Source organism: Micromonospora sp. 4G55, from assembly GCF_016803375.1.
In genome coordinates, this window is sequence record NZ_JAEVHN010000130.1 from 1 (window position 1) to 12,710 (window position 12,710).

At 72.8% G+C, this 12,710-nt stretch carries 9 protein-coding genes and 5 pseudogenes; 10 read left to right on the forward strand and 4 right to left on the reverse strand.

All coding sequences use genetic code 11. The annotated features are described in order from the left end of the window. Positions 1-551, forward strand: a 551-nt coding sequence (locus JNW89_RS13645; RefSeq protein WP_238449223.1) for a TMEM175 family protein, incomplete at its 5' end; no start/stop codon positions are given. Here JNW89_RS13645 and JNW89_RS13650 read toward each other — a convergent pair. Together JNW89_RS13650 and JNW89_RS13655 are read right to left on the reverse strand one after the other, a co-directional pair. Next, complete coding sequence (locus JNW89_RS13650; protein ID WP_238449224.1) at positions 532-2,136, reverse strand: NAD(P)/FAD-dependent oxidoreductase; 1,605 nt, start codon at positions 2,134-2,136, stop codon at positions 532-534. The genes JNW89_RS13645 and JNW89_RS13650 overlap by 20 nt on opposite strands. Positions 2,137-2,213: 77 nt before the next feature. Then, positions 2,214-3,044 (reverse strand): YhjD/YihY/BrkB family envelope integrity protein, encoded by an 831-nt coding sequence (locus JNW89_RS13655; RefSeq protein WP_238449225.1) that lies wholly within the window; start codon positions 3,042-3,044, stop codon positions 2,214-2,216. Between the two features lie 51 nt (positions 3,045-3,095). On the opposite strand from JNW89_RS13655, the gene JNW89_RS13660 reads away from it, so the two are divergent. The 6 genes and pseudogenes from JNW89_RS13660 (at position 3,096) to ispG (ending at position 8,722) form a co-directional block, all read left to right on the forward strand. Next, on the forward strand, positions 3,096-3,641 hold the full coding sequence (locus JNW89_RS13660; protein WP_238449226.1) for a GNAT family N-acetyltransferase: 546 nt from the start codon (positions 3,096-3,098) through the stop codon (positions 3,639-3,641). Positions 3,642-3,694: 53 nt separating this feature from the next. After that, positions 3,695-4,201 (forward strand): YcxB family protein, encoded by a 507-nt coding sequence (locus JNW89_RS13665; RefSeq protein ID WP_375155089.1) that lies wholly within the window; start codon positions 3,695-3,697, stop codon positions 4,199-4,201. A gap of 183 nt (positions 4,202-4,384) precedes the next feature. After that, the gene (locus JNW89_RS13670; RefSeq protein ID WP_238449228.1) at positions 4,385-4,684 is read left to right on the forward strand and encodes a hypothetical protein; all 300 of its coding nucleotides are present in this window, start codon (positions 4,385-4,387) and stop codon (positions 4,682-4,684) included. A gap of 403 nt (positions 4,685-5,087) precedes the next feature. Further along, a pseudogene (gene dxr, locus JNW89_RS13675) lies at positions 5,088-6,298 on the forward strand (1-deoxy-D-xylulose-5-phosphate reductoisomerase). Between the two features lie 18 nt (positions 6,299-6,316). Continuing rightward, complete coding sequence (locus tag JNW89_RS13680; protein WP_238449229.1) at positions 6,317-7,540, forward strand: site-2 protease family protein; 1,224 nt, start codon at positions 6,317-6,319, stop codon at positions 7,538-7,540. A gap of 9 nt (positions 7,541-7,549) precedes the next feature. Further along, the gene (gene ispG / locus JNW89_RS13685) at positions 7,550-8,722 is read left to right on the forward strand and encodes a flavodoxin-dependent (E)-4-hydroxy-3-methylbut-2-enyl-diphosphate synthase (protein WP_088963467.1); all 1,173 of its coding nucleotides are present in this window, start codon (positions 7,550-7,552) and stop codon (positions 8,720-8,722) included. Between the two features lie 144 nt (positions 8,723-8,866). Here ispG and JNW89_RS13690 read toward each other — a convergent pair. After that, positions 8,867-9,445, reverse strand: a pseudogene (locus tag JNW89_RS13690) (PadR family transcriptional regulator). On the opposite strand from JNW89_RS13690, the pseudogene JNW89_RS13695 reads away from it, so the two are divergent. Further along, positions 9,434-10,210: pseudogene (locus JNW89_RS13695) on the forward strand (MFS transporter); the annotation flags it as partial. The pseudogenes JNW89_RS13690 and JNW89_RS13695 overlap by 12 nt on opposite strands. Before the next feature lie 63 nt (positions 10,211-10,273). Here the strand turns inward: JNW89_RS13695 and xseA are convergent. Further along, positions 10,274-11,263, reverse strand: a pseudogene (xseA, locus tag JNW89_RS13700) (exodeoxyribonuclease VII large subunit); the annotation flags it as partial. A gap of 235 nt (positions 11,264-11,498) precedes the next feature. On the opposite strand from xseA, the gene JNW89_RS13705 reads away from it, so the two are divergent. Together JNW89_RS13705 and JNW89_RS13710 are read left to right on the forward strand one after the other, a co-directional pair. Then, positions 11,499-12,485, forward strand: a complete 987-nt coding sequence (locus JNW89_RS13705) for a 4-hydroxy-3-methylbut-2-enyl diphosphate reductase (RefSeq protein WP_238449230.1) — start codon at positions 11,499-11,501, stop codon at positions 12,483-12,485. 38 nt (positions 12,486-12,523) lie between these two features. After that, positions 12,524-12,710 (forward strand): annotated as a pseudogene (locus tag JNW89_RS13710) (hypothetical protein); the annotation flags it as partial.

A 12,710-nucleotide genomic window follows, 5' to 3' on the forward strand; every position in this document is an offset into this window, starting at 1 on the left:
CGGGCGGGCGGGAGCTTCCCGACGCCCTCGCCCAGGCCTGGCCGTCCTACCTGGCGTACGTGATCACCTTCGGGATCGCCGGCCAGATCTGGCTCGGCCATCACAACATGTGGCGGTACGTGGTCCGGGTGGATCAGATGCTGCTGGTGTTCAACCTGCTCGTGCTGCTCTTCGTCGCCGCGATCCCGTTCACCGCCGATCTGCTCTCGGACAACCTGCGCGGCAGCGCGCCCGAACAGCGGCTGACCGCCGCCCTCTACGTCGGCACCGTGCTCGGTGAGTCGCTCTTCTTCAACTTGAGCTGGTGGTGGGCCCGCCGGCACCGGCTGCTCCACCCCGACCTGGATCCCCGGCTGGCCCGGGCGGTCGCGCGGCGATTGCTGCTGCGCCCGCTGCTCTACCTGATCGCCTTCGCCTTCGTCTTCGTCGACCCGATCCTCAGCCTCGTCCTCTACCTCGTGCTCGTCGGCCTGTCCCTCATCCGCCGCCCCGGCGACCTGCCCCGTGTTCCCACCGAGACCGGGGCCGCGGTCAGCGGCCGAGGTCGGTGAGGATGCGGCGGGCGGCGTTGTGGCCGGCGGCGCCGATGACGCTGCCCGCCGGGTGGCAGCCGGCGCTGCCCGCGTAGACGCCCTCGACGCCGGTCGCGTACGGCATGCGGTCGGTGAACGAGACGGTGTTGTCCACGTGGTGGATGTGCCCGCCGGTGATGCCGAAGTGCGCCTCGATGCCGGGCGGGGACAGCGGTACCGCGTCGGCGATCAGATCGCCGGTGCCAGGGGCGTACCGCTCGCAGATGGCGATCAGCTTCTCGACGTACCCGGGCATGGCCTCGTCCCAGGTGGTGCCGGCCAGCTCGTAGGGGACCGACTGCACGAACAGGGCCGAGGAGTGGTGGCCGGCCTCGTCGGAGAGCGACGGGTCGACGGTGGTGTGCAGGTACCACTCGATGGTCGGCTCCTCGGGCAGCCGACCGGCCTGCACGTCCGCCCACATCGCGCGCAGCGCGGCCATCGGCGCCTCGCCGCCCTCGCCGACCAGCGAGGCCGAGCCGGGGAGCAGGTGGATGGTGGAGCCGAACGGGCTCGGCGCCCCCGCCGGCAGGCAGCCGAAGCGGGGCAGCCCGGTCAGCGCCAGGTTCAGCTTCAGGGTGGTGCCGGGGCGGCGGACCGCCGTCATCCGCTGGTGCAGCGGCGCCGGGAGCGCGCCGTCGGGCAGCAGGTCCATCAGCCGGTACGGGTCGCAGGCGCCGAGCACCACCGGGGCGGCGACGTGCCGGCCGTCGGTGAGCGTCACCCCGCTGGCCGCGCCGCCGGCGTCCAGGGTCACCCCGGTCACCGGCGTACCTGTAAGGATCGTGGCTCCGGCGGCGCGGGCGGCCTCGGCGAAGGTCCGCGAGACGGTGCCCATGCCGCCCCGCGCGATCATCCAGGTGCCGTCCGCGCCGGGCAGCCGGCACATGTTGTGGACCAGGAAGTTGTGCCCGGTGCCGGGGTCGTCCGGGCCGGCGTTGAGGCCGGAGAGGCCGTCGGTGACCGCGTACATGCTGACCAGCAGCTCGGAGCGGAAGTCGAAGCGGGCCAGGTAATCGGCGACCGAGCCGCGCACCAGGTCGACGAAGACCTGCCGCAGCGCCGGGCGGACGTACCGCTCGGCGGTCTCCTCCACCGGCAGCGGCTCGGCCAGCCAGGCCGGCGCCAGGTCCTCGCGCAGCTGGGCCAGTTCGGCCTGCAACGCGTCGTCGGCGGCCGCGTCGGCGGGGGAGAAGAACTCCGCGAGCTGCTTGCGGGTCGCCGCGGTGTCGCTGCCGAAGAGCAGGTACGGCGAGCCGATACCGCCCGGCGTGGGCAGGAAGTAGTGCGGGTCGCGGCGCAGCACCGGGATCCGCACGTCGAGCGTGGCGAGCAGCTCCGGCGGCATCAGCCCGAGCAGGTACGACCCGGTGGAGTGGCGCAGCCCGGGGACCTTGGGGAACGGGTTCTCGGTGCGGGTGGCCCCGCCGATCTGCTCCGCCGCCTCCAGCACCAGCACGTCCAGCCCGGCCCGGGCCAGCAGGACGGCGGAGACCAGCCCGTTGTGCCCGGATCCGACGATCACGACGTCGGCGCGGGCCGGCAGCTCACTTGCTTCGCTCATGCCCGGGCAGCCTAGTGCGGCGCGGCCCCGGGCGGGAGGGCTTCCGTGGCGGGAGGGCCTTCAGCGGCGGGACAGCTTCAGCGGCGGATGGCGCGCCAGCGGCTCAGGGCCAGGGTGGCGGAGTAGCCCGCCAGCACGATCACGTGGAACAGGTAGAGCCAGAGCAGCACCGCGACGCCCGCGCCGATCTCGTCGAAGCCGCCGAAGGGCACCCCCAGGTCGATCGGGAGCGAGGCGAACAGCACGAACCCGTGCAGGAAGCCGGAGAGGTTCGCCGCCGTGAACGAGCCGAGGACGAGGGTGGACAGCCAGTCCGGGGAGGCGGGTCCCACGACCCGGAACAGCCACATCAGCACCGGCGTGAGCACCAGCCACACCCCCAGGAACGACAGCACCACGCCGAGCGCGCCGATCCAGCCGCCCTGCCGGACCAGGTGGGTGGTGGTGGGCAGCGCGATCAGGATCGACAGCAGCAGCGCCGGGGCCGGGGCGAGCAGCGGCAGCAGCAGCAGCCGACCGCGCCAGCCCACCAACGACTCGTCCGGGTTCGGCGGTGTGGCGACCGAGACGAACGCCCGGCGCAGCCCCTCGCCGTAGAGCGACGCCGGCAGCAGGGAGGCCAGCGCGAGCAGCGGGGTCAACTCCACCCCGGCCGCGACCAGCGCCTCCACCGCCCGGGGCGCCCCGATCGCGTCCGGCAGCGTGTTGACCGCGTACGAGGTGAGCCGGCGGACCCGCTCCCCGCCAACGAGCAGCGAGGTCAGCCAGATCGCCAGCAGCGCCACCGGCACCACGGCGATCCCCCCGTAGAAGGTGATCGCGGCGGCGTGCAGCGAGATGTCCCGGCCGCGTACCGGCCGGAAGGCGGCGCTGGTGATCCGCTTGGTGCGCTGCCATGCGTGGCCCATCGCGACCTCCTTCCCCCTCCTGGCCCGGGGCACGCATTACGATCGCGCGTCATGACGGTGCTCACCACGGAACGCCTGGTGCTGCGGGACTGGACCGACGCCCCGGCGGACCTGGATCGGATCTTCGACATCTACTCGCGTACCGAGATCACCCGCTGGCTGGCCGCGTCCGGCCTGCCGCTGACCGACCCGGCCCAGGCCCTGGACCGGCTGGCCATCTGGCGGAAACGGCACGCCGGCCAGGGCGGCCGGTACGGCACCTGGGCGATGGAGGTCCGGGACACCGGCCGGGTCGCCGGCACCCTGATCCTCAAGCCGCTGCCGGGCGCGGACGGCGTCACGGAGACCGACGACATCGAGGTGGGCTGGCACCTGCACCCGGACTCCTGGGGACACGGGTACGCCACCGAGGCGGCCCGCGCGGTGCTGGCCCGCGAGTTCGCCGCCGGCACCCCGCAGGTGTACGCGGTGATCCCGCCCGGCAACGACCCGTCGATGGCGGTGGCCCGCCGGCTCGGCATGGTGCACGTGGGCCGGAGCACCGACTGGTACGGCGGCGAGGTGCTGGAGACCTTCGTCCGCCGGGCCGACGCCTGACGCCCGCCGGGACAGCGGGGGATGCCGCGCGGGCCGTATCGTCTTCCGCCGTGATGATCAGTTTTGAGACGCAGCCGGACCGGCGGCGACTCACCGCCGCCCTGCGCCGCGCCTATCGGCGGACGCTGCTGCTGTACTGGCTCTGCCCGGTCGCGCTGCTCCTGCCGGCCCTGGTCGACGTGCTCCTCGGAGATCCGCTGGAGGGGGTGCCCTGGGTCGCCGCCGCGGTGACCGCCACGCTGCTGTCCCCGCTGGTCCTGCGGGCGCTGGTCCGGGCCAGCTGGAAGATGCACGGCATCCCGATCACGTGGACGATCTCCGACGAGGGCGTCCGCTGCGTGAACGCCCTCTCCGACAGCGTCGTGCGCTGGGCGGCGCTGACCGGGGTGGAGCCGATTCCCGACCACTTACTGTTCCGGCTCAGCCGGTACCAGCTCTTCCCGATGCCGATCCACGGTCTGAGCGCGGAACAGCGGGCCGAGCTGTTCTCTTACCTACGCGGCCGGGGACTGCTCACCGCCGATCCGGTCGAGCCGGGGCCGCAGGCCGTCCGGCGGTAGGTCGCCGGCCGGATCGATCACGCAGGGTAGTGCCCACCCCTCGGACATGCCGGTGAGCGATATGCCTGAGAGTCATATTTATGCCTCTCAGGCATATCGCTCACCAGGCATACGTCCTTCCCGACCGCGACCCGCCCGCCAGGGGGCAGCGGAGGCGCGGCGCCGGGCCTATCGTGTCCCGTCGTGATGATCACGTTCGACGCCGTCCCCGACCGGGACCGGCTCGCCGCCGCGCTGCGGTCGTCCCTGCCGCCCATGCTCGTGGTCCAGGTGCCGGCGGCGGTGCTTGCCCTGGTGGGGGCGTTCGGACTGCTCACCGGTGCGCGGGCGTGGCCGCTGACGCTGCTGGCCGTGGGCGCGCTCGCCTACTGGCTGGTGCCGGAGCTGCTGCTCCGGCGGGTCGTGCGGCACTGCTGGCGGCTGTACGGCCGCCGCACCACCTGGCAGATCGACGCGACCGGGGTGCGCCGGATCACGACCTGACCGACTCGCTGGTCCGCTGGGAGGCGGTCACCCACGCCGGTCTCCTCCCGGCGGGTGACCTCGTGCTCGCGGTGGTCGGCCGGCAGGTGCTCCCGGTACCGACCGCCGACCTGCCACCGGCGGACCGGGACGACCTGCTCGCCCTGCTGCGGGAGCGGAACCTGATCCCCGGCTCGGACTGATCGACTCTCCTGCCCACCGTCGGGTGGCAGGGTTCCGCCCACAGCCGGCGGCGCAACCCGTCGGCCGCGCCGACGCCCCGGCGGCGATGCCGCCGTGCGGACCCCCGGTCAGCGGAGGGGGCAGGTCGAACTCCTCGACGAGGAGGCGCCGGCCGAGGACCCGGACGGCGAGGGCTGAGGCTCCCAGCGGGCGCACAGCGACGCCGGGGCAGAATGGCCGCGTGACAACTCCCCGCGACCTCGTTCTGCTCGGGTCCACCGGCTCGATCGGTACCCAGGCCATCGACATCGTGCGGCGCAACCCGGACCGGTTCCGGGTGGTGGCGCTCGGGGCCGGCGGCGGCAACGTCGAGCTGCTCGCCGCGCAGGCCCTGGAGCTGGGCGTGGACGCGGTCGGGGTGGCGAAGTCCTCCGCCGCGCAGGACCTCCAGCTCGCCTTCTACGCCGAGGCGAGCCGGCGCGGCTGGGCCACCGGGGACTTCCGGCTGCCGAAGATCGTCGCCGGCCCGGACGCCATGACCGAGCTGGCGCAGTGGCCCTGCGACGTCGTACTCAACGGGGTGGTCGGGTCGTTGGGGCTCGCGCCGACCCTGGCGGCGCTGCGCGCCGGCCGTACCCTCGCCCTGGCCAACAAGGAGTCGCTGGTGGCCGGCGGCCCCCTCGTCAAGGCCGCGGTGACGCGGCCGGGGCAGATCGTGCCGGTGGACTCGGAGCACTCGGCGCTGGCCCAGTGCCTGCGCGGCGGCGCCCGCGGCGAGGTGCGCCAGCTGGTCGTCACCGCCAGCGGCGGCCGTTCCGCGGCCGGCGGCGCGACGAGCTGACCGAGGTCACTCCCGCGCAGGCCCTGGCCCACCCCACCTGGAACATGGGCCCGGTCGTCACGATCAACTCCGCCACCATGGTCAACAAGGCGCTGGAGGTGATCGAGGCGCACGAGCTGTTCGACGTGCCCTACGCCGACATCACCGTGATGGTCCACCCGCAGTCGGTGATCCACTCGATGGTCGAGTTCGTCGACGGCTCCACCCTCGCCCAGGCCAGCCCGCCGGACATGCGGCTGCCGATCGCCCTCGGCCTCGGCTGGCCGGACCGGGTGGCCGACGCCGCCACCGCGGTCGACTGGACCACCGCGCACACCTGGGAGTTCGCCCCGCTCGACGACGAGGCGTTCCCGGCGGTCGCCCTGGCCAAGGCCGCCGGCGAGACCGGCCGCTGCCGCCCGGCGATCTACAACGCGGCGAACGAGGAGTGCGTCGCGGCCTTCGTCGCCGGCCGGCTGCCCTTCCTCGGCATCGTCGACACCCTGCGCCGGGTGTTGGAGGAGGCACCCGATTTCGGCGAACCAGGTACCGTCGAGGACGTGCTCGCGGCCGAGTCGTGGGCACGCGCGCACGCGCAGGAGATCATCTCGGGGTCGGGGAAGGAAGCTTGATGGCTCTATCTGCTCGGGGTGGTCGTGATCGCCCTGGGGATTCTCATCTCGGTGAGCCTGCACGAGGCGGGTCACATGCTGACCGCCAAGGCGTTCGGGATGAAGGTCACCCGCTACTTCGTCGGCTTCGGCCCGACCCTCTGGTCCTTCCGCCGCGGTGAGACCGAGTACGGCATCAAGGCCATCCCGCTCGGCGGCTTCTGCAAGATCGTCGGGATGACGCCGCAGGACGACGACGTCGAGCCGGGCGACGAGCACCGGGCGATGTGGCGCTACCCGGTCTGGAAGCGGACGATCGTGATGTCCGCCGGCTCGGTGACCCACTTCGCCCTCGCGGTGATCGCCATCTGGCTCGCCGCGATGTTCATGGGCCTGCCGAACCGGGACCTGCCCAACCCGCTGCCGGCGCACGTCAAGGTCGTGGACTGCGTCATCCCCACTGACGCCTCCCGCGAATGCGCCCCCGGTGACCCGGTCAGCCCCGCCAAGCAGGCCGGGCTGCGCGACGACGACAAGATCGTCGCGGTGAACGGCACCTCGGTCGCCGACTACACCGCCCTCGTCAAGACCGTGCGCGACCTGCCGCGGGACAAGCCGGCCACCATCACGTACGAGCGCGACGGCGTGCAGGGCCAGGTCCGGGCCAACCTGGCCGCCGTGCAGCGCAAGCCGCTGGACGACCCGGACGGCGCCCTGGTCACCGTCTCCGCGCTCGGCGTCGCCGGCCCGTCCCTGCCGCCCGGCGTCCCCGCCAACGTGACGTACGGCCCGATCGAGGCGATCCCGGCCACCGCCGGCTACACCAAGGACCTCGCCGTCGGCACGTACGAGGCGTTGAAGCGGATCCCGGCGAAGGTCCCCGCCCTCTGGACCGCCATCACCGGTGGCGAGCGGGACAAGGACACCCCGATCAGCGTGGTCGGCGCCAGCCGACTGGGCGGCGAGGCGCTGCAGAACGGCGTCTGGCAGATGCTCGTCCTGCTCTTCATCTCGCTGAACTTCTTCGTCGGCGTGTTCAACCTGCTGCCGCTGCTGCCGGTGGACGGCGGCCACATCGCCATCGCCTGGTTCGAACGGGTCCGCTCCTGGCTGTACGCCCGGCTCGGCCGCCGCGACCCCGGCCGGGTGGACTACATGAAGCTCATGCCGCTCACGTACGCGGTGATCCTGGTCGGTGGCGCGTTCACGCTGCTGACCATCACCGCGGACGTCGTCAATCCGATCACGCTCTTCTCAAGGTGAGTGCCTGAAGTGACCGCTGTCAGTCTCGGTATGCCCGCCGTACCGCCCCCGCCGCTGGCCCCCCGTCGGGCCAGCCGCCAGATCATGGTCGGCTCGGTGCCGGTCGGTGGCGGTGCGCCGGTCTCGGTGCAGTCGATGACCACCACCCTCACCTCCGACGTCAACGCCACCCTCCAGCAGATCGCCGAGCTGACCGCCTCCGGCTGCCAGATCGTCCGGGTCGCCGTGCCCAGCCAGGACGACGTCGAGGCGCTGCCGGCGATCGCGCGCAAGTCGCAGATCCCGGTCATCGCCGACATCCACTTCCAGCCGAAGTACGTCTTCGCCGCGATCGACGCCGGCTGCGCCGCCGTCCGGGTCAACCCGGGCAACATCCGGCAGTTCGACGACAAGGTCAAGGAGATCGCCAAGGCGGCCGGCGCGGCCGGCGTGCCGATCCGGATCGGCGTGAACGCCGGCTCGCTGGACAAGCGGCTGCTCGCCAAGTACGGCAAGGCCACCGCCGAGGCGCTGGTCGAGTCGGCGCTCTGGGAGTGCTCGCTCTTCGAGGAGCACGGCTTCCGGGACATCAAAATCTCGGTCAAGCACAACGACCCGGTGGTCATGATCCGGGCGTACCGGCAGTTGGCCGAGCAGTGCGACTACCCGCTGCACCTGGGCGTCACCGAGGCCGGCCCGGCGTTCCAGGGCACCATCAAGTCGGCGGTCGCCTTCGGCGCGCTGCTGGCCGAGGGGATCGGCGACACCATCCGGGTCTCCCTCTCCGCGCCGCCGGTCGAGGAGATCAAGGTCGGCAACCAGATCCTGGAGTCGCTGGGCCTGCGCGAGCGGGGTCTGGAGATCGTCTCCTGCCCGTCCTGCGGCCGGGCCCAGGTCGACGTCTACAAGCTGGCCGAGGAGGTCACCGCCGGCCTGGAGGGGCTGCCGGTGCCGCTGCGCGTCGCCGTCATGGGCTGCGTGGTGAACGGCCCGGGTGAGGCCCGCGAGGCCGACCTCGGCGTCGCCTCCGGCAACGGCAAGGGCCAGATCTTCGTCAAGGGCCAGGTCATCAAGACCGTGCCCGAGGGGCAGATCGTGGAGACGCTGATCGAGGAGGCGCTCCGCCTCGCCGACGAGATGGGCGCCGAGATCCCCGAGGAACTCCGCGACCTGGTCCCCGGCGCCACCGTCACCGTCCACTGACCCACCCCCGCGCTTCACCCCGCACGCCCCGGCGCGCCGCCCGCGCCGCGAGTGCACTTTCAGAGAAAGAGTGGCTATTCCCCTCGGAATAGCCACTCTTTCTCTGTATCTGCGGCAGCCAGCCGTCCACGGCGGGCGTGGGGGTCAGTCGGATTCGGCGAGGATGGCGTAGAGCTTGCGGCGGGTCTCGTCGAGGACCTGGGCGGCGCGTTCCCGCTGGTCGTCGGTGCCGGTCATCATCACCTGGCGCAGCGCGTTCATCGCCTGCGCGCCGGCGTCGCGGATGTCGTGCCAGCTGTTGACGGTGTTCTCGGCGAACTCCGCCCAGGGCGGGGTCTGCGCCGCGGCGGCGGCCTCCTCGCGGCCGGTCTCGGTGAGGCCGAACCGCTTCCGCCCACCGGTGGAGGAGTCGGCGCTGGCCTCGATGACCCCCTCGTCCTCCAGCAGCTGGAGGGTCGGGTAGATCGAGCCGGGGCTGGGCCGCCAGGCCCGCCGGTGCGGGAGTCGATCTCCTGGATCATCTCGTAGCCGTGCATCGGCCGCCTCGGTGAGCAGCGCCAGCACGCGCCGCGAACGTTCGGCCGGCGCCCGCGGCCCCGACCCCGGCCGCCCCCGACCCCCACCCCAGCCGCCGTGCCGGTGCGGGCCCGGCGGGACGGGCGGGAAGCCGAACCCGCGTCGACGGGCCTCGTGCATCGCGTGGAAGTGCTGATGGAATCCCATGCCACGATCCCTTCTCGTACTGTCGTTGATGCATCGACGATATATCGGCAACGTGTCGGCGACAAGGGGGTTCGCCGGGCGGCCATCAAACCGTACGTACGTCTTGTTAGAGTGTCGGCGTGCGCCTGCTTCCCGAACGGCCGGCCCGGACCCTCGCCTCTCCACGCTGGTCAACACGGTCGGCCGGGGCACCTGGCTGACCGTCAGCGCGCTCTTCCTCACCCGCTCGGTCGGCCTCTCGGTGCGCGAGGTCGGCGTCGGCCTCACCGTCACCGCGCTGGTCAGCCTGATCGCCAGCACGCCGATGGGCTACCTGGCCGACGGCACGGCCCGCGCGGCATTCAGCTCGCCGCGCTGGTCGCCTCCGGCGTCTTCACCGCCGCCCTGGTGGCCGTCCGGTCGTTCCCGACGTTCCTGGTCGTCGGCGTGCTGATGGCGGTCGCCGACGCCGCCAGCCGGGGTGCCCGGGGCGCGCTGATCGCCGGAGCCGTCCCCGCCGACCAGCGGGTCCGCACCCGAGCCTGGCTGCGCGCCGTGACCAACGTCGGGATCTCGGTCGGCGCCGTGGTCGCCGGCGTCGGGCTCGCCGCCGACACCCGCGCCGCGTACGTCGCGCTGATCCTGCTCGACTGCGTCACCTACCTGCTGGCGGCGGTGGTGCTGCTCCGGCTGGCGCCGGTCCCGCCGGTGCCGGCGCCCACGCAGGGGCCCCGGCTGATCGCGCTGCGGGACCGCCCCTTCCTGGCCTTCACTGTGCTCGACGGGCTGATGTCGATGCACTTCGGGCTGCTCAACATCGCCCTGCCGCTCTGGATCGCCGATCACACCACGGCGCCGCACTGGCTCATCTCGGCCTGCATGCTGGTCGACCATCACCTGCGGGCGGGCCAGCACCGGTCGGGAACGGAGCATGCCCAGCCGGTGCGACTCCCGGTCGACCAGGTTGCGGACCGCGCGTTCCAGCCGGGACCGGGCCTGACCGATGAGGCGGACCTCCTCGGTGAGGTCGGGCACGACCCGCTTGGCCGCGTCGGTCGGCGTGGACGCGCGGACGTCGGCGACGTAGTCGACCAGCGGTGCGTCGGTCTCGTGGCCGATCGCGCTGACCACCGGGGTGCGGCAGGCGAAGACCGCCCGGCACAGCGCCTCGTCGGAGAAGGGCAGCAGGTCCTCGATGCCGCCGCCGCCGCGGGCCAGGATGATCACGTCGATGCTCGGATCGGCGTCGAGCACCTTCAACGCGTCGACGATCTGCGGCACCGCGCTCGGCCCCTGCACCGCCACGTTGACCGTGCGGAACTCCACCGCCGGCCAGCGCCGCCGGGCGTTGGTCAGCACGTCCCGCTCGGCGGCCGAGGCGCGCCCGGTGATCAGCCCGACCCGCTGCGGCAGGAACGGCGGGCGGCGCTTGCGGGACCGGTCGAAGAGCCCCTCCGCCGCGAGCAGCTTCTTGAGCTTCTCCAGCCGGGCCAGCAGCTCGCCGAGCCCCACCTGGCGGATCTCGTCGGCGCGCAGGCTCAGCGTGCCCCGGGCCGCGTAGAACTCCGGCTTGGCGTGCAGCACCACCCGGGCGCCCTCGCGCAGCTCCGGCGCGCCGGAGTCGAGCACGTCCCGGTTGGTGGTGACGGTCAGACTGAGGTCGGCGGACGGGTCGCGCAGGGTGAGGAAGACGGTGCTGGCGCCGGGACGGCGGCTGATCTGGGCCACCTGGCCGTCCACCCAGACCCAGCCGAGCTTGGCGATCCAGGCGCCGACTTTCTGGCTGACCACCCGGACCGGCCAGGGCTCCTCCGGGGTGCTGCGCGGGGCGTCGGTCACCCGCCCACCCTACGGTCAGCCCCCGACGACCTGCGGCAGCCCCGACAGCGCGTGCCGCTCGCCGGGGCGGGCGGTGAGCCGGGGCGCGCGTCCTTTCGTACCCGAAATGTGGGTTTCGGATGGTGGCCGGTGGCCGTGCGCGCTGCCGGTCCGCCCCTTCCGCCAGTCGCCGGCCCCGGCTGTGGTGACGGTCGCAGCCGCTGCCGGCGGAAAACCCGGCACGTACGATGGTCGGGTGACCCAGGCTGAGACGACCCCCCGGACCGGCAAGCGCGTGCTCCTGGCCAAGCCCCGCGGCTACTGCGCGGGCGTTGACCGGGCGGTGCAGACCGTGGAGGAGGCGCTCAAGCTCTACGGCGCCCCGATCTACGTGCGCAAGCAGATCGTGCACAACAAGCACGTGGTGCGGACGTTGGAGGCCCAGGGCGCGATCTTCGTCGAGGAGAACGAGGAGGTGCCGGAGGGCGCCACTGTCATCTTCTCCGCGCACGGCGTCGCCCCGGAGGTCTACGAGCAGGCGAAGGCGCGCTCGCTGAAGGCGATCGACGCGACCTGCCCGCTGGTGACCAAGGTGCACCAGGAGGCGAAGCGGTTCGCCGCCGAGGACTACGACATCCTGCTGATCGGCCACGAGGGGCACGAGGAGGTCATCGGCACCGCCGGCGAGGCCCCCGCGCACATCCAGCTGGTGGACGGCCCCGACGGCGTCGACAAGGTCACCGTGCGGGACCCGAACAAGGTCGTCTGGCTCTCCCAGACCACGCTGTCGGTGGACGAGACGCTGGAGACGGTCGCCCGGCTCAAGTCCCGGCTGCCGCTGCTCCAGTCGCCGCCCAGCGACGACATCTGCTACGCCACCTCCAACCGGCAGCACGTGGTCAAGGAGATCGCCCCCGAGTGCGACGTGGTGATCGTCGTCGGCTCGCGCAACTCCTCCAACTCGGTGCGCCTGGTCGAGGTCGCCCTGGACGCCGGGGCCCGCGCCGGGTACCTGGTCGACTTCGCGCACGAGATCGACGACGCCTGGCTGACCGGTGCCGGCACGGTCGGCGTCACGTCCGGCGCGAGCGTGCCGGACGAGCTGGTGCAGGACGTGCTGACCCACCTCGCCGCGCGGGGCTTCACCGACGTCGACGAGATCACCACCGCCAACGAGCGGCTGACCTTCTCGCTGCCGCAGGAGCTCAAGCGGGACATGAAGGCCGCCGCCGCGCGGGCGTGACCGGGAACGGATCGCCCGCCGGTCACGTCCCAGTGGGCATGAAGACTCCTCGGTTGGTCCTCGCCGCCCTGGTCGTCTGCGCGGCGCTGAGCGCCTGCGGCGGTCAGGACGGCGACGACCGGACGGGCACCCCCAGCCCCTCGGAAGGATCGCCCGGTGACCAGCGCGCCCAGCAGCGGCCCGGCGCAGCCGGGCGACCCGAGCGGGATCCCGCCGACCGCCCCG